Here is a 16,199-nt window from a genome sequence, read left to right on the forward strand (position 1 = left end):
TTAGTTTTCAAAGACCAAGCCGTTCGTCGCGGCAGACTTTGCACCCTATACCAACCGGAGTTGACTGTCAACCAAAAGTTTTTCAGTTTCTGGCTTTCTTTCACCAGTCACAGCCGTCTTGGCTTTGACTGGGTCGAGTAACCATTTGTACTCCCGAGGTTTTGGTTTTGCAAAGAGCGTTGCTGCGAAGTCACACTTTATAGCAGAGCCGATTACCGCTGTCAACTCTTTTTCTTTCGTCGCTGCCACCGAATTCTTCAACTGAGGTGCCCCGGTCAGCAGCGAGGTGTGTTTATAGCAAAAGGCTTTCGCAGCGTCAACGCCTTTATGGTTAGTTTTGGTTTATGGTGTGAGTCGGCCAACATGGGAAGGAACACAGAACCAGAGCTAAAGGCAAATCCCCCCTGCCCCCCCTTTGACAAGGGGGGAACGTGATTGTCTCATAAAAGGAAACTGCCCGGAGCGGTAGCGCCACGGGCAGTTTCTTCTCGCTATGATGCGGCTACGGTTATTGCGCCGCCTGTAGTGCCTGGTCGATGTCGGCGATGATGTCCTTGACGTCCTCGATGCCGATCGAGAGCCTGATGAAGTCGGGGCTGACGCCGGTGGCGAGCTGCTCTTCGGGGGAGAGCTGCTGATGGGTGGTGGACGCCGGATGGATGACGAGGCTCTTGGCGTCGCCGATGTTAGCCAGATGCGAGAGGAGTTTGACGCTGTCGATGAACTTCTTGCCTGCCTCCAGTCCTCCCTTGATGCCGAAGCCGATGATTGCGCCGTAGCCGTTCAGGTACTTCTTGGCGTTGGCGTGGTCCTTATGGCTCGCCAGGCCCGGATAGTTGACCCAGCTCACCAGCGGGCTCTGCTCCAGCCACTCGGCGACCTTCTGGGCGTTCTCCACGTGGCGCTGCATCCTGACGTGGAGCGTCTCGAGCCCCTGCAGAATCTGGAAGGAGTTGAAGGGGGAGATGCAGGCGCCCATGTCCCTCAAAAGCTCGACCCTCATCTTGATGATGTAGGAGATGTTGCCCAGGGCGTCCCAGAACTTCAGGCCATGGTAGGAGGGGTCCGGCTCCGTGAACTCGGGGAACTTGCCGTTGTTCCACGGGAAGGTGCCGCCGTCCACCACACAGCCGCCGATGCTGGTACCGTGCCCCCCCATGAACTTGGTGAGGGAGTAGACCACGATGTCGGCGCCGTGCTTGAGCGGCTGGAAAACAAACGGGGTGGCCGCGGTGTTGTCTACGATATAGGGGATGCCTGCGTCGTGGGCGACCTTGGCGATGGCCTCGAAGTCGTCCACGTTGTTCTTCGGATTGCCGATCGCCTCGCTGTACACGCAGCGGGTGTTCTCATCGATCGCCTTGCGGATGTTCTCGGGGTCGGAGGAGTCGACGAACTTAACGGTAATCCCCAACTTGGGGAGCGTGTAATGGAACAGGTTGTAGGTGCCGCCGTAGAGATAACTGGTGGAGATGATGTTCTGGCCTGCGCTGGCGATGTTGAGGATCGCGTAGGTGCTGGCAGCCTGCCCGGAAGCGACCGCCAGGGCAGCGACGCCGCCATCCAGCTCGGCCACCCTCTTCTCCAGCACGTCGGTGGTCGGGTTCATCAGGCGGGTGTAGATGTTGCCGAATTCCTTCAAACCGAAGAGATTGGCGGCATGTTCCGCGCTCTTGAAGACATACGAGGAGGTCTGGTAGATGGGCACCGCGCGGGACAGGGTCGCGGGGTCCACCTCTTGGCCGGCATGAAGTGCAAGGGTATTGAATCCATGGGACTTCTCTGACATATCGTGCTCTCCTCCGCATTATAAAACCGTTTTGATAAAGAATCGTCTTCAGAATCTATACAAAACGGTACCGCATCTGTCAACAAATTTACAGAACAAAAGTTGACTTAACGGATTTGGATAATCTGATCTTCCAGCGGAGTCAGCGGACGCGGTTTACCGGCAGCCGGCCGTAGAGCTCGGTTGCCTTGGCGAGCTTGCCGGCGAGTTTTCCCGTGAAGGCGTCGGACGGGCACCTCCAGCTCCAGTTGCCGCCCGCCACCCCCGGGACGTTCATCCGGCCAGAGCTGGGGAGCTCCAGCAGATCCTGCATGGGAATGATCGCGTAGTCGGCGACCGAACTGAGCGCGCATTTGATCATCTGCCAGACGATATCTTCCTTGTCCCGGTCGAAATAGGCCAGCACCGCCTTCTGCTCCTTCGGCTTCAGTCCCTCGAACCAGCCGGCGGTGGTGTCGTTGTCGTGGGTACCCGTGTAGACAACGCAGGACCTGACGTGGTTGTGCGGCAGGTAGGGGTTATCCGGTCCCGAGCTGAAGGCGAACTGCAGGATCTTCATACCCGGGAAGCCGAACTGGTCCCGCAGCGCCTCGACCTCCCCGGTGATCACCCCGAGGTCCTCGGCGATGATGGGGAGGTTGCCGAGCGCGTTACGAAGCGCGTTGAAGAGGTCGGCGCCCGGCCCCTTGGTCCAGCGTCCGTTGATGGCGGTCTTCTCCCAGACCGGGATCTCCCAGAACGCCTCGAAGCCGCGAAAATGGTCGATGCGGACCATGTCGTAAAGGGAGAGGTCGTTGCGCATCCGGGCGATCCACCAGCTGTACCCCTCCTTCGCCATCCGATCCCAATTGTAGAGCGGGTTTCCCCACAGCTGCCCCGTTTTGCTGAAGTAGTCGGGTGGCACCCCGGCGACTACGATGGGTTTTCCCTTCTCGTCCAGGTGGAAGAGATGCGGATTGGCCCAAACATCGGCAGAGTCGTAGGCCACGAAGATCGGCATGTCGCCCACGATGGAGATCTCCAGCACGTTGGCGAAAGCCTTGAGCTTTCTCCACTGCCGGTAGAACTGCCACTGGAAGTACTTCTGCTCACCGATCGCCGACCCCAGTTTTTCACTCCAGCTGGAGAGAGCGTCAGGTTCTCGTCTGGCCAGCGGGTCGGGCCAGGCATTCCAGCTTTTGCCCTGGAAGAAATCCTTGGCTGCCATAAACAGGGCGTAGTCGTGCAGCCAGAAGGTGGTATCGCAGAAATGCCAGAACTCCTCCATCCTCTTGCGGGGGGCCTCTGCAAAGAAGCGGGCGGCAGCCTCCCGCAAAAGCCCCATCTTGTAAAGTGCGGTGGCGCCGAAATCGACCCGCTCGTGAGGGAGGTCTGGCTTCAAATCCTGAGACGTCAGGTCCCCCTCGTCCAGCAGCGCCTCGATACTGATCAGCAAGGGGTTCCCTGCGAAGGCGGAATAGCAGGAATAGGGAGAATCGCCGTAGGCGGTCGGCCCCAGCGGGAGGATCTGCCAGAGGGACTGACCGGACTTGTGCAGGAACTCGATGAAATGGCGGGCTTCCTCTCCGAAGGACCCGATACCGCCGGGCCCGGGAAGGGAGCTGGGGTGCAGGAGGATTCCGCTCTTTCTTTTTCTGGGCATAACCACCTCTATAGTATTTAAATTTCCGACCGGCGCCGGGTCGGTCATCTCCATCCCCGCCGCAAACAGATCGGCCTCCTCCACCGGCACTGGGACGATGTAAGAGCCGGCAGGTTCAGACACCGTGTCGACTTCAGCCGCTGGCAACAGGGGATCGTCGGGCAAGGTCATTTCCTCCAAGGAGAAAAATCGAACGCGAAGGTATTAATGCAACTCCCTGCTTTGAAGTAAGCGTGGGACTCCGCCGGATACTGTCAGCGGAAAGCCTGTGGCAGTTCGTATCGAGCAGAGAATGGAGTGGAAACCGTACCAGGTCGGATGGCGTTTTTGAGCAGAGTGTACTATGACATAAAAAAGTTGTAATGCAAAGAGTGAGGGGCTTTACCGGCAGATGTTTTGATGGTATATTCCGCGCCATGGATACTATCAAGACAGCAAGCTTCGAGTCGTTATTGGAATTGGCCGTCCCCGACGGCGACGGCGGCTACGTTTTCACCCTGGACGGGGAAACCTTCAAGATCAAGGACACCCTGGAGATCACCGGCATCGCCACCAAGAAAGGGTACATCATCATCTACTAGCGCCCCCGGCTCTCCCCGCTACTTCTTTCCGGCGGCGACCCGTTCGCTGCCTCACGCCCGCTGTTCACTTCTTGTCAAGCCGCCGCCAGGATCTCGTCCACCCGCTCACCGTCCAGAGTCTCCTCCTCCAAAAGTGCTGCGGCTAGTGCGTCGAGCTTATTGCGGTTGGCGCCCACCAGCTCTATCGCCCTCCCCTCCGCTGCCCGAATGAGCGACGCTATCTCCTGATCGATCAGCCAGGCCATCTCTTCCGAGAAGGTCTTCTCCTCGGCGAGCTTCATGCCGAGAAAGGGGTGCTCCTCGCCCCTGGGGAAGGTCATCGGTCCAATCTTCTCGCTCATCCCCCACTGGCAGACCATCTTCTCGGCCAGTTCCGTGACATGCTTCAGGTCGCTCTGGGCTCCCGTGGAGATATCATTGAATACCAGGCGTTCCGCCACCCGTCCCCCCAGCGCCACGCACAGGCGGTTCACCAGGTAGGCCCGCGGATAGTGGTAGCGGTCGTCCTCGGGGAGTTGCTGGGTCACCCCCAGGGCCCGCCCCCTCGGCAGGATGGTCACTTTGTGCACCGGGTCGGTGCTCGGCAAAAGGCGCGCCACCAGCGCGTGCCCCGCCTCGTGGTAGGCGGTGATCCTCCTCTCCTCGTCGGAGATCACCATGTGGCGCTCGCCTCCCATCAGGATCTTGTCCTTGGCGCGCTCCAGCTCATCCAGGCCTACTACCAGCTTGTTTTCCCGCGCCGCCAAAATGGCCGCCTCGTTGACCAACCCCTCCAGGTCCGCCCCGGTCATGCCGGGGGTCCCCTTGGCGATCACGGCTAGGTCGACATCCGCTGCCAGCGGGATCTTCCTGGTGTGGACCTTCAGGATCTTCTCGCGGTCGCGCCAGTCCGGGCGCTCGATGACCACGGTCCGGTCGAAGCGCCCCGGCCGCAGCAGAGCGGGATCGAGCACGTCGGGGCGGTTGGTGGCCGAGATGACCACCACCTCCGTGTGCGGGTCGAAACCATCCATCTCGGAGAGGAGCTGGTTGAGGGTCTGCTCCCGCTCGTCGTGCCCGCCGCCGAAGCCTGCCCCCCTGCTTCTCCCTACCGCGTCGAGTTCGTCGATGAAGATGATGGAGGGGACCACCTTGCGGGCGCTGGAGAAAAGGTCCCGCACCCGGCTTGCCCCCACCCCCACGAACATCTCGATGAAGGCGGACGCCGAGATGGAGAAAAAGGGTACTCCCGCCTCACCCGCCACCGCGCGGGCCAGCAACGTCTTCCCGGTCCCCGGCGGGCCGACCAGCAGGACCCCCTTGGGGACCTTGCCGCCGATCTGCTCGAACTTCTTCGGCTCCTTCAGGTAATCCACCACCTCGCGCAGTTCCTGCTTGGCCTCCTCCATCCCCGCCACGTCCACGAAGGTAACGTCGATCTTCTCCGAGGTATAGGCCTTGGCTCCCGATCGGGCGAAGCCCCCCATCATGGCACCGGGCCCCTGGTTTTTCACACCCCGGGCGACGAACCACCAGACGCCGATGATCAGCAACCAGGGGAGCAGGTACAAGAAGACGCTCCCCGCGGCGGAGGTCTCGGCGGGAACCGCGCTAACGTCAACCTTGCGTGCGGAGAGTTCGGGAAGCAACGTGGGATCGCCAATGGCGGGGACGTTGGTGCTGAACGAGGTGGTATCTGCCGGAGGGACCTTCTGATCGGGAGCGGGGGGGAGCTTGACGGGAGCGCGGAACTCGCCTCTGACGTTATTGCTCCTGAGGGTGACCCTCTTCACGTTATTGGCCGCCAGTTGGTCCCTGAACTGGCTGTAGCTGATCTCTGCGCCACGCTCCGCGGTCTGTTTCACGAAGCTGCCGTAAAAGAGGTCGAGCATCAGCACAAGGAAGACAGTTATCAGCAGCGGCTTCCAGATTGTCTGCCCCATGAGAAGGCCCCTCCAATGCAATTAACCGGTCTCACTGTATTCTAACCGAGTTGGGGGGCAATACAAGAAAAGCGGGCGGCGGAAAGACGAGAATGGCGGGCACTGGCAGGGGGGTTGCATCGGCCGTCGCCCACAGATTGGGCGCAGGGGCGGTGGCCGAGATCGGGGAGATCAGTCGATCCGGTAGGCGCCGAAACCGAAGGAGGCCCCCTTGCCCAACTGGGTCGCGAGGCCCAACTGCAGCAGGAGATGGAAAGGCTCCAGCTCTCCCCTGAAGCTGAGGGTGCCGGAGATCCCGGCGGGACGGCCGCCCCATAGCAGGAAGCGGCAGTCAGAGGATGCGATCTGCACGGAGTCGCTACGCTGGGAAAGCCAGCGGTAATCAAGCTCTGGCTCCGCTCCCTCATAGTAATAGGCCAGGGCGGAGACCCGACGCATCAGGGCACGGGCGATATTGGCGAAGCTGACCTGCTTCATAAGGCGCCCCTCGCTCATGAGCTTCAGGGGGGTGGTGAAGGTGATGGAGAGGCCGTCAGGGGAAAGGGGCCCGGCTCCGGTGGGATCGAGACCGCTCAAAAGCGGCAGGGCCGGTTGCGCCACGTCGTTCACAGGAGTTTTGTCCCCGCCGGGGCACTCTGCCTCGACCGCGCTAACGGAGGCGCCCAACCCTCCCATGAGCAGCCGGACTGCGCTGACGTAATGGTGAGCATACAGGACCGCGTTGCCGAAGAGCTGCAGCGAACAAGTGAGGGTGGCGCCGCGATTAGGCACCTTGGGGAGGAGCGGGAAAGAGAACACGAAGGGGAGCGGTGGCTTTTGGTGGCGCCTGACGGCATCGGGATCCCGTGCCAGCGTCTGTCCGAAGTTGGCAGGATAGGGACAGCCTTCCCCCTGCCGGCAGCCAGTGCAGTCCCCGCGCCGGCAGCCGACGGCGTTGCGGAAGGCGGCATCGAACTGGGCCCGGCAGCCGAACAGCAGGTACGGGTCGGACAGGTCGGCCTTAAGGGTGAAAGTGAAGACGAGTTTTACGAAGTGCAGTTCCACGGCGGTCTCCCGCCTCCTTTATAACCGGTGGAGGGACGGGGAAGCAACAGGTAATTGGCTGGCTACGACACCAAAGGCGCTCGACTGCCAGGCGGCTAGCTCGCCTAAGCGATGGCCCGTCACCCCAATCACTATCCTGAATGGGCAAGGGAGCTGAGAGAAGTCGGGAGAGGGGGAACCGTTCGTGCTGAGCCTGTCGAAGTACGAGCCCCGACCTTTTCCGGCTTAAAAGCCGTAAGAGTTCCACGCCCTTCGACAGGCTCAGGGTGAACGGCCTTTCAGTCACTTCCGGACCCATTGTGCCCTGTTGCAGGTTCCCTCACCCCGGCCCCTGTACGCAGGGAGAGGGAGAGACAGAAAAGGCGGAGAAGAGTTGGGGGAATGGACGCAAAATGGCCCTCTCTTTCGAAAGGGCCATCGGTAACTGCATCCGGGTCACTACGCGAGCCCACCTCCCGCCTCTACTTCTGGTTGATCGCGCTCAGCCTCCAGGGGTTGTTGCCCACCGGGCGGGTGAAGGTCCAGTACTCCTCGAACTTCACCGGATCGGTCTTGCTCCCTTCCAGCACTGCGCCGGTGGTGTCGTCGGTGGTGTAGTCCAGGAGATTGGCGTAGATCATGGCGGTGATGTAATCCTGCCCGCTCTCCTGCCACGCCTCGGAGATCTCCACGCTGCGCACCGCGATGTTCTCCAGACGGTTAACCCGCTTCTCCCGCAGCATGGTGTCGATGTCCCCCTGGAAGATGCGCCGCATCTCCTCGGTCAGCAGGTTCGACACCCCCGACAGGTCGCGGTTCATCCAGGCGCCCTGGATCTTGAAGAAGATGTCCATCACGTTGTCGTTGAAGCGCCGCTCGTCGAAGCCGGGGTCCATCTGCCGGATGTAGGATAGCCCCTCCTCGACCTCACCCCGCGCGTCGACCACCTGCGGCTGTCCATAGCCGTAGCCGGAGTCCACCCGCTGGTAGTCGCTCATGTTGATGACCCGGCCGGAGTCATCGTACCCCTCGGCACGCTGCCTGTTCCTGGTCACGAATTTGAAGATCAGGTAGGCGATGCCGGCCAGCAGGAGGATCTCGAAGATCCCGATGCCTCCCCCGCCGCCGCCGTAACCGCCGCCAAAGCCGAGCGACCTGAACAGCATCCCCCCCAGAAAACCTCCGGCCATGCCGCCCAGGAAGTTCCGGAAGAAGCCTCCGCCTGCCGGCTGCTGGTAGGGCTGCTGATAGGGGCGCTGATACGGCTGGGCCGACGGCTGACTGGGCGCGTACTGCCTGGTCGGCGACTGGGAGGGGGGTGCGGCGGGAGTCATGTAACTCCTCGTCCCCCGACTCCCTGACGAACGGCTGCCGCCCGCGCGGGCGTGCGCGTCCTGGTCGACGACGGTCAGGCCGGCCATCAGGAAAGCGGCCAATATGGTGAACAACGCGAGACGTCTCTTCATCATGGTGCTCCTTTCAGTGTGCGCTGGAAAAATGCTGCGCTTTCAGGAAAACATGCTGCCGCTTTGGCGGCTTCGAGCCCTCAGATCAGACGGCGGAGAGCCGCCGTTCCAGGTAGCCGAAAACGGAGGAGAGAGCCTCGAGAACCGGTCCCTCCTTGGGAAGCGTGGCAGCGAGTTGCTCAAGCACCCCGCGCTCCTTGATCAGCCGCAGGGTACTCCGGAAATTAATATCATAAAGCCAGGAAAGTTGCAGCAGTTTAAAATCATTGAGGGTTTCCAGGCTGGAGAGCTGCACCAGCTCTCCCGAGGCAAGCGCGGCCAGCACGGCCGGCGAACAGACGGGGAGATCGGCGAAGCCAAGGCCGGCCCCGGAGGCGCGCTCGGCTTGCGGCGCGTTGTAGTACTCGATGAACACCCGCCAGATATCGACCTTGTCCGCATCCCGCACGATCCTCAAGAGGTCATCGGTCTGGGGCTCCAATCCGGCCCGGATCTGAAAGACGTTGTGCAGACGGACGGCGGTGATCACCGCCTGCCGCTCGGACTTGGCGAGAAAATCCAGAAGCGGCCGCTGGGTGAGGATTTCGGCGGAGAGCTGGGCGTGGTTGACCGAGTCGGAGTCTTTGAAGGTGCGGTACTCGCGGAATTGGGGGAAGCGCCCCAGGTCGTGGCAAAGGGCGGCGGTCTCGGCGAGCATCAGCCGGCGCGGGTCTTCATCTCCGGCGATCAGCCGCGCCGCCTCGCAGACCTTGCGGGTGTGGATCTCCTTCAGGTCGAAATTGCGCTGCAGTTCAGGGTCATCACTTCGGAAGGATGCGCAGTAGGCATCGAACCAGGCATGCAGCGGTGCCAACTCCGGCAGGACGAGGTCAGCCATTGTTCCCCTTCTTGACCAGGTACTCGGCGAACTCCGCCATCACCTTAGACTCGTCGGAAACCTGGTAGGAGATGATGCTGCGCAGGTGGGCGAAGGAGTCGGCGTCCATCTTGTCGAAGACGCACCCCATCCCCCCGGGGACCAGCCTGGCCACGCTGCCGCTCACGTTGATGACGATGGGCTCGGCCGCACCGGAGAGGTAGATGGTGATCTCCACCGGCGTTCCCGGCGGCAGGATCTCCTTGCTCTCCAGGTACAGCCCGTGCAGGCTCAGGTCCTTCACCTCGCCCTTCAGCGCCACCCCGTCGCTTTGCAGCAGCGCGGAAACCCGGAACTCCACGCGGGAAAAGTTTCGCCTCTCTTGCATGATCTCCCCCTTGCCCTGCCTGTTAAAAAAGGGGGCCGAAGCCCCCTTTCATTATACATGCTAGCAGCCCGAGAGCGGCTAGTCTTCGAAGTTGCCGGCCGGCCCCTTGTCCTTGGAGAGCCCTTTGGCCTGCAGGGGGAGCTTCTCCTTGGTCCACTCGGCCGGGTTCTCGATCCGCTTCCCTTTGGGCCCCACATCGTAGGAGCCGGCCTTGACGATGGCCTCGATGGCGAGCGGCGCGGTGTCCTTGGAGTTGAAGACCTCGGCGATCAGGTTGTAGGCGAACTCCTCGACCCGCTTGGACATCCGGTCACGGACCTCTTTGGGCTGGGCGAGCAGCTTGTTCTCGAAGGGGAGGTTGAGGTTCTTGTAGTCACCCTTCTTCCACCCTTTGGACTCGGCGTAGGCGACCATCTCGGCCCACAGCTCCTCGGTCATCCCTTCGCCCTTCACCTTGATGAAGTTGCCGTCGCCGTCCAGCTTGGCGTTGCCGTACTCGTTGACCTCCAGCCCCCAGGAGACGAACTGCAGGGCGGTGGCAACGTTGGCCTTGGTGGTGCGGGTCTTCTGGGCGATCTGGCGCAGGCGGTCGTAGGAGTTGCCGGAGGTGCCGTGCTGGGCGCCGTTCACTCCGTAGGGCTTGATGGCCTCGTGGATCTCGGCGGTCAGGTCGACCTGGATGCCGGCGTCGGAAGCCTCGATGCCGTGGGTGGTGCCGTTGTTGAGCGCGATCCAGTCCGGGAAGATGTCGTGGGCGTTCAGACCCTTGATCAGGAAGAGCGCTTCGGGGGTGGTGGAGAGCCCCTCCTTACCCTTGATCTCGCCCACCTCGGTCTCCAGGCCGGCCCAGGCTGGGATGAACTGGTTCAGCTCCAGGTTGGCGAGCAGGTTCTCCTCGTCGGGGAGGTGGGAGGCGTCGATGGCGATGGAGGTGATGCCGGCGTCGAAGATGCTGGGGATCTCGATCTTGGCGGCCTCGACGTCCTTGGCGTTCTTGATGCCGTAGTGGTCGGCGTGGATGGCCACCGGGATGGTGATGCCGAGCTCGTTGGCGACGGCGTCCACCTGGCGGGCGATGTTCCAGTAGTTGACCGGGCAGTATGCCTTCTGCCCCCCCTCGGACTTGGCGATCTCGATGATCACCGCCGCGTTGGCGCGCTGAGCGGCGGCCAGCACCCCGCGGATCACGAAGTGGTTCCTGCCGTTGGCGGCCAGCGCCAGGGCGTGACCTTTGGCGTTCATGGCGCGGTCAATCACCTTGCCGCTGACCAGCAGCGCCTTGGAGTTGGGGAAAAGTTTGGCTACGTTGGGGGGACGGCCGATTTCGAGTGCTTTTGCAAAATCCGAAGCTGTTGCCGGCATAACTCCTCCTTCTCGGTGATTTTATGGGCCTCACATTTCATTGGCAGAAACGTTATAGCATCTTAATGTTTTAAAGGCAAGGAAACTTCACGGGGCGCCGATGGAGAGCTCTGAGGAGGCGCCTCCCGAGAACTTGCCGCTGCCCAGATACTCCCCCTCCCAGAAGGCGGAGGCCTCGCCCGGCGGCAGGGAGGCTTCGATCTGCTTGAAGGTGAAGGAGATGGGACGCTGCTTCCCGCGCCCCCCGCTTTGCAGGGTCAGCGGATAGCGGGCGATGACCGGATACTCGCCACGCACCGCCACGGCGGGAGCGTCCTCCGAAACCGTGCCGTTGGAAACCAGGTAGATTACCTGCTTCTCGGGGGCCGGCACTCTGGCATGCAGCAGCAGCTCGCCACCGTTATCGCCGGACCAGCGAAAGTCGTAGCCTGGTGACCAGCGCCGGTCGCCGATGAGGCAGGAGACGTTCACCTTGGTTCCAGTCATCCATACCTTCGCCAGCGCCGCCCCCTTCCTGGCGGCGGCTATCTTTCGGTCCAGGTCGTCGATGGCCCGCTGGCACTTGCGCTGGCCGCGGTAGACCGCCTCCAACTGGCCCAGCGCGAAGGCCGTTCCATCTCGAAGCGATTGGACCGGGTCGGGATTGGTCCGGCTCTTCCTGGGCGCCTTGCCGCTTTGCGACTTCAGCGCCGCGCTGAAAATCTCCTCCTGGCGCGAGAGGGTCTCAAGGCGGTCCTTGAGCTCGCTCTTTCGCTCTTCCAGCTTGGCGATCTCGCGCGCCCGCCGGCGGTCGCGTTCCGCGGGCACCACTTCCACCCTGAGCACCTTGCCGGTGGCGACTGGCTTCACCCGTAAGGAAGAAACCACCGCGGAGTCGGGGAGCCAGTATTCCAGGTACCCCTTGACGGCGGGGACCTCCTCTTCGAGGCGGGCGCCATCCAGGAAAAAGGTCACCTTCTTATCCGCTGCCAGAGCGGGGCGGCAGACGGCGAGGACGAGCAGGCAGGCCAGCAGCGGGACTGGACGCATGTGACACCTCCTGAAAGCAGACGTTGGACGGCTAAAAACCGATCACAAATGTACTGCATGGGGGTGCCTTTGCAAGCGCGCTGCGAGGCTGCTATTTCTCGACGCTAACCAGTTCCACGTCGAAGATCAGGGTGGCGTTGGGGGGGATCACCCCGCCAGCACCGGAGGAGCCGTAGCCAAGCTGCGGCGGGATGACGAGCTTCCTCTTGCCCCCCACCTTCATGCTCATGACCCCCTCGTCCCAACCCGGGATGACCTCGCCGCGGCCGATGGTGAAGGAGAAGGGGGCGCCTTTGCCCTCGGTGGAGTCGAACTTGGTGCCGTCGGTCAGCCAGCCGGTGTAGCGGACGGAGACACCCTTGCCGGAGGTCGGCGCATCGCCGGTCCCTTTCACGATATCTGTATAGGAAAGCCCGGAAGGCAATTTGACGGCCCCGACCACCGCGCTCGCCTCGGCTGTCTTCTCAGGGGCGGCGGTGACCTCTTTCTGCGAGCAGGCCGGGATCGAGATCGCCGCGATGAGCAGCAGCAAAACTATGATCTTCTCGACGTTACGCATTACTCTATATCCTCCATCTGCTTTTTTCTGTGCATTATTCTCTGTGCATGGTGCTTACTTCCAGCTGGTAACGAGCGTGCTGAGCCTTCGGCCTCAGTCCAACAGGTGGACGAACAGGCCGCTCCTCAGCTTGGGTTCGAACCAGGTCGACTTGGGGGGCATGATCTTGTCCTGGTCAGCCAGCGACATCAGCTCCTCAATGGAGGTCGGGAACAGCGAGAAGGCCACCTGGAACTCGCCGGCATCCACCACCCGCTCCAGTTCACCCACGCCGCGGATGCCGCCCACGAAATGGATCCGCTGGTCGGTACGCGGGTTTCGTACCCCCAGGACCGGGCTGAGCAGGTTGTCCTGCAGGATCGACACGTCCATGGAACCTACCGGGTCGGACTCGTTGAAGGATTCCTCCTTGGCGACCAGCTGGTACCACTTGCCGGAAAGGTACATGCCGAACTGGTGGCGCTCGCTGGGAGAAAGCGCCCCCTGGATCGGGGTGACATCGAAACGGTCGGCAACCCGCGCCATGAACTCGGCGACGGTGTGGCCGTTGAGGTCCTTCACCACCCGGTTGTACGGCATGATGGTCATCTCGTTGTCGGGGAAGATGACGGTAAGGAAGAAGTTGTACTCCTCGACTCCGGTGTGCTTCGGGTTGGCGTTCTTGCGCAGGTCCCGCACCCGGCTGGCGGCGGCGCTTCTATGATGGCCGTCGGCAACGTAGAGGGTCGGGATGGCGGCAAAGCTCCTGGTGAGTGCATCGATCACGGTGCGGTCGGTGATCGACCACAGGGTGTGGGAGACGCCGTCGCCGGTGGTGAAATCGTAGAGCGGCGCCTCTTCGGTGGCCCTGGCGACCATGGCCGTTATCTCGGGATGGTTGCGGTAGGTGTAGAAGACCGGCTCGTCGTTGGCGTTGAGGAGGTCGATGTGGCGGACGCGATCCTCCTCCTTGTCCGCCCGGGTAAGCTCGTGCTTCTTGATGGCGCCGGTCTGGTAGTCGTCGACGCCGGCGCAGACCACCAGGCCGGTCTGGGTCAGGCCCGCCATCTTCTGCCGGTAGACATAGTAGCAGTCGCCCTCGTCCTGCAGGAGCACGCCCTTGGAGAGCATGGCAGCCAGGTTGTCGTGGCCCTTCTGGTAGACGATGTCGGAGTGGACGTCGGTCCCGGCGGGGAGGTCTATTTCCGGGCGGGAGATATGGAGAAAGCTGAATTCGTTGCCTGCGGCCATTTCCATGGCCTCTTCTGTGTTCATTACGTCATAGGGAAGAGCCGCCACCTGCTCGGCGAGCTCCTTTTGGGGGCGCACCCCTCGGAAAGGTTTTATAAATGCCATTACTGCTCCTGTCTCTTTCTTAAGCTCCGCGGCGCCCCACGGAGCTGAACGGTCCAAGATGGACCGTCGATGTTTACGACTATCTCCCAGCTATGCGTTCATACATGTTTAAAGATGCCGTGTCAACCAGTTGCGCACCTTCCTGAGAACACTTTAATCACCTACTGCCTGCGCTAGAAATATCTCTTGGCGCCCACGAACCGCTTGACGAAGTAGGGATCGTCCAGCGTGGAGATCTTGATGTCGTCCCCCCGGCGCGGTGCGTGCACGAAACGGCCGTTGCCGACGAAGATGCCGACGTGGGAGATCTCGTCCACCGAGGCGCCGAAGAAGACCAGGTCGCCGTCTTTCAGCTCATCCTTGCCGATCACGTCGCCCACCCGGTACTGATCCCGGGAGGTGCGCGGGATGTTGACGCCACACAAGTTGTAGACGGCCCGGACGAAGCCGCTGCAGTCCATGCCATCCACCACGGTGTCGCCACCCCAGCGATAGGGGATTCCCACGAAGCGCTCAGCGGTGCGGGCGGCAATGCCCCCCATGTCGCTCCGGTCACGGCGCGGCGGCTGCGTTTCGCGCTTCTTCACCTTGGGAGGCTTGCTCAAAGATGGCTCCGGCGCCTTCTCGAGGGATGGCTGGCGGGTGGCGACCGCGATATCGCGCTGGGGCGCCGCAATGAAGTAGTCCTTGGTGATGGTGCGGCTCTTCAGCAGTTTCAGGGCGGTCAGCCGGGCCTGTTCCCGGTGCTCGAAATCGCCGAAACGCACGGCGTAGATGCCGTTCTCCCTTTTGAAGTAGAACGCCTCGATCCCCTGCTCCTGCAGCTTTTTGGTCATCCGCTCGGCGTTTCGGACGTCGGAGAAGGCGCCCACCTGGATGGCGAAACCGACACTCTTCAGCCCAGCGCGCTCAGCCGCGCAGCCGGTGGCGACCGAGGCGAAAAGGACGAGACAAATGGTGGAGATTTTTATGCTTTTCAACATCTAACTTTCCTTTATATATCCTTGGTCTCCCGCCGCACGCCCATCAGGTAGGGGACCACGAAATCCTCCAGCGCCCCGTCCAGCACGGCGTCGGGGTTGCCGCTCTCCACTCCGGTCCGCAGGTCCTTGACCATCTTGTAGGGGTGCAGCACGTAGGAGCGGATCTGGCTTCCCCAGCCGATCTCCTTCTTCTCCCCGGCGATGTCGGCCGCCTTGGCCTCCCGCTCACGCAGCTCCATCTCGTAGAGCTTGGAACGGAGCACCTTGAGGGCGGTGGCCTTGTTCATGTGCTGGCTCCGCTCGCTCTGGCAGGCAACCACGATGCCGGTGGGCAGGTGGGTGATGCGGATGGCGGAGTCGGTGGTGTTGACGTGCTGGCCGCCGGCACCCGAAGAGCGGTAGGTATCCACCCTGAGGTCGCTCTCCGCGATCTTCACGTCGATATCGTCCTCCTCGATCACCGGGAAGACGAAAACCGAGGCGAACGAGGTGTGGCGCCTGGCGTTGCTGTCGAAGGGTGAGATGCGCACCAACCTGTGGATGCCCGCTTCCGCCTTGAGGTAGCCGTAGGCGAACTCGCCGGTGACCGAGAAGGTGCACCCCTTCACCCCGGCCTCCTCGCCGGCCTGGTAGTCGGTGATCTCGCTCTTCCACCCCTTCTTCTCGCAGTAGCGCAGGTACATCCTGAGCAACATCTCGGCCCAGTCCTGGGACTCGGTGCCGCCCGCGCCGGCGTTAATGGAGACGAAGGCGCCGGAGGCGTCGTGCGGGCCGGAGAGCATCCTGCGGAACTCGGCCTGGGTGACCCCGGCCTCCAGCTCGGCGTTCATCCTGGCCACCTCGGCCAGGGTCTCCTCGTCCTGCTCCTCGCTCCCCAGCTCGATCAGCTCGCGGATGTCGCGGGCCTGGCGGTCCAGGCTCTCCCAGGAGGTCACGTCCTTCTCCATTGCCATCCGATCTTTGAGCACCTTCTGGGCCTTCTCGGCGTCGTTCCAGAATTCGGGGTGGTTGGTGAGCTCGTCGAGTTCCTGCATCCGCTCCTTCTTATCCTCTACGTCAAAGAGACCCCCGGAGCTTGTTGATACGCTCGGCGAGCCCTTCGATCTTGGCAATCTCTTCTCTGAACATCGTTTGCTCCTTTACTGATTTCTGCCCCATCCTCACCCTGGCCCTCCTTGAAGGAGAGGGAACGAGGTGCGGGGCATGGTTGTCTATTAGGTGTAGTAATGCCCCGGTGACAGGTCCCCCCCTTGATAAAGGGGGG

15 protein-coding genes are annotated in these 16,199 nt (G+C 62.0%); 1 reads left to right on the forward strand and 14 read right to left on the reverse strand.

Annotated features, from left to right (window positions below):
• Nucleotides 1-508: 508 nt before the first annotated feature.
• Both VJ604_RS10745 and malQ read right to left on the reverse strand, forming a co-directional pair.
• Nucleotides 509-1,789 (reverse strand): homocysteine synthase, encoded by a 1,281-nt coding sequence (locus tag VJ604_RS10745; RefSeq protein ID WP_324082358.1) that lies wholly within the window; start codon nt 1,787-1,789, stop codon nt 509-511.
• Between the two features lie 142 nt (nt 1,790-1,931).
• Complete coding sequence (malQ, locus tag VJ604_RS10750) at nt 1,932-3,431, reverse strand: 4-alpha-glucanotransferase (protein WP_324082371.1); 1,500 nt, start codon at nt 3,429-3,431, stop codon at nt 1,932-1,934.
• A 416-nt stretch (nt 3,432-3,847) separates the two neighbouring features.
• On the opposite strand from malQ, the gene VJ604_RS10755 reads away from it, so the two are divergent.
• Complete coding sequence (locus VJ604_RS10755; protein ID WP_324082359.1) at nt 3,848-4,012, forward strand: hypothetical protein; 165 nt, start codon at nt 3,848-3,850, stop codon at nt 4,010-4,012.
• Nucleotides 4,013-4,086: 74 nt separating this feature from the next.
• Here VJ604_RS10755 and ftsH read toward each other — a convergent pair whose 3' ends face one another.
• The 12 genes from ftsH to VJ604_RS10815 form a co-directional block, all read right to left on the reverse strand.
• On the reverse strand, nt 4,087-5,934 hold the full coding sequence (gene ftsH / locus VJ604_RS10760) for an ATP-dependent zinc metalloprotease FtsH (RefSeq protein WP_324082360.1): 1,848 nt from the start codon (nt 5,932-5,934) through the stop codon (nt 4,087-4,089).
• 171 nt (nt 5,935-6,105) lie between these two features.
• On the reverse strand, nt 6,106-6,978 hold the full coding sequence (gene cas6 / locus VJ604_RS10765; RefSeq protein ID WP_324082361.1) for a CRISPR system precrRNA processing endoribonuclease RAMP protein Cas6: 873 nt from the start codon (nt 6,976-6,978) through the stop codon (nt 6,106-6,108).
• Between the two features lie 461 nt (nt 6,979-7,439).
• Entirely contained in the window at nt 7,440-8,423 is a 984-nt protein-coding gene (locus VJ604_RS10770) for a Tim44 domain-containing protein (protein ID WP_324082362.1), read from the reverse strand.
• Between the two features lie 85 nt (nt 8,424-8,508).
• Nucleotides 8,509-9,300, reverse strand: a complete 792-nt coding sequence (locus tag VJ604_RS10775; RefSeq protein ID WP_324082363.1) for an HD domain-containing protein — start codon at nt 9,298-9,300, stop codon at nt 8,509-8,511.
• On the reverse strand, nt 9,293-9,667 hold the full coding sequence (locus VJ604_RS10780; protein WP_324082364.1) for a PilZ domain-containing protein: 375 nt from the start codon (nt 9,665-9,667) through the stop codon (nt 9,293-9,295). The genes VJ604_RS10775 and VJ604_RS10780 overlap by 8 nt, the downstream gene beginning before the upstream one ends.
• A gap of 78 nt (nt 9,668-9,745) precedes the next feature.
• Nucleotides 9,746-11,029: a class II fructose-bisphosphate aldolase gene (locus VJ604_RS10785; RefSeq protein WP_324082365.1), complete on the reverse strand. Its 1,284-nt coding sequence runs from the start codon at nt 11,027-11,029 to the stop codon at nt 9,746-9,748.
• Nucleotides 11,030-11,116: 87 nt separating this feature from the next.
• Nucleotides 11,117-12,058, reverse strand: a complete 942-nt coding sequence (locus tag VJ604_RS10790) for a hypothetical protein (RefSeq protein WP_324082366.1) — start codon at nt 12,056-12,058, stop codon at nt 11,117-11,119.
• A gap of 91 nt (nt 12,059-12,149) precedes the next feature.
• Nucleotides 12,150-12,617: an FKBP-type peptidyl-prolyl cis-trans isomerase gene (locus VJ604_RS10795; protein ID WP_324082367.1), complete on the reverse strand. Its 468-nt coding sequence runs from the start codon at nt 12,615-12,617 to the stop codon at nt 12,150-12,152.
• 93 nt (nt 12,618-12,710) lie between these two features.
• Nucleotides 12,711-13,952, reverse strand: a complete 1,242-nt coding sequence (locus VJ604_RS10800; RefSeq protein ID WP_324082368.1) for a DUF1015 domain-containing protein — start codon at nt 13,950-13,952, stop codon at nt 12,711-12,713.
• A 173-nt stretch (nt 13,953-14,125) separates the two neighbouring features.
• The gene (locus VJ604_RS10805) at nt 14,126-14,935 is read right to left on the reverse strand and encodes an NlpC/P60 family protein (protein ID WP_324082369.1); all 810 of its coding nucleotides are present in this window, start codon (nt 14,933-14,935) and stop codon (nt 14,126-14,128) included.
• Between the two features lie 11 nt (nt 14,936-14,946).
• Nucleotides 14,947-16,063, reverse strand: a protein-coding gene (prfB, locus tag VJ604_RS10810; RefSeq protein WP_324082370.1) for a peptide chain release factor 2 whose coding sequence is annotated in 2 segments (ribosomal slippage) — nt 14,947-15,993 and nt 15,995-16,063 — 1,116 coding nt in all. Because the reading frame shifts where the segments join, the coding sequence is not laid out codon by codon here.
• A partial coding sequence (locus VJ604_RS10815; protein WP_324082373.1) for a hypothetical protein occupies nt 15,992-16,199 on the reverse strand: 208 nt, incomplete at its 5' end. The genes VJ604_RS10815 and prfB, both read right to left, overlap by 72 nt.

It is taken from the genome of Geomonas sp. (genome assembly GCF_035254065.1).
In the GTDB taxonomy this organism is placed as follows: domain Bacteria; phylum Desulfobacterota; class Desulfuromonadia; order Geobacterales; family Geobacteraceae; genus Geomonas.

Coding starts and splice junctions, on each gene's coding strand:
- VJ604_RS10745 (WP_324082358.1), bottom strand. CDS start 1,789: ATGTCAGAGAAGTCCCATGGATTCAATACCCTTGCACTTCATGCCGGC.
- malQ (WP_324082371.1), bottom strand. CDS start 3,431: ATGCCCAGAAAAAGAAAGAGCGGAATCCTCCTGCACCCCAGCTCCCTT.
- VJ604_RS10755 (WP_324082359.1), top strand. CDS start 3,848: ATGGATACTATCAAGACAGCAAGCTTCGAGTCGTTATTGGAATTGGCC.
- ftsH (WP_324082360.1), bottom strand. CDS start 5,934: ATGGGGCAGACAATCTGGAAGCCGCTGCTGATAACTGTCTTCCTTGTG.
- VJ604_RS10770 (WP_324082362.1), bottom strand. CDS start 8,423: ATGAAGAGACGTCTCGCGTTGTTCACCATATTGGCCGCTTTCCTGATG.
- VJ604_RS10775 (WP_324082363.1), bottom strand. CDS start 9,300: ATGGCTGACCTCGTCCTGCCGGAGTTGGCACCGCTGCATGCCTGGTTC.
- VJ604_RS10780 (WP_324082364.1), bottom strand. CDS start 9,667: ATGCAAGAGAGGCGAAACTTTTCCCGCGTGGAGTTCCGGGTTTCCGCG.
- VJ604_RS10785 (WP_324082365.1), bottom strand. CDS start 11,029: ATGCCGGCAACAGCTTCGGATTTTGCAAAAGCACTCGAAATCGGCCGT.
- VJ604_RS10790 (WP_324082366.1), bottom strand. CDS start 12,058: ATGCGTCCAGTCCCGCTGCTGGCCTGCCTGCTCGTCCTCGCCGTCTGC.
- VJ604_RS10795 (WP_324082367.1), bottom strand. CDS start 12,617: ATGCGTAACGTCGAGAAGATCATAGTTTTGCTGCTGCTCATCGCGGCG.
- VJ604_RS10800 (WP_324082368.1), bottom strand. CDS start 13,952: ATGGCATTTATAAAACCTTTCCGAGGGGTGCGCCCCCAAAAGGAGCTC.
- VJ604_RS10805 (WP_324082369.1), bottom strand. CDS start 14,935: ATGTTGAAAAGCATAAAAATCTCCACCATTTGTCTCGTCCTTTTCGCC.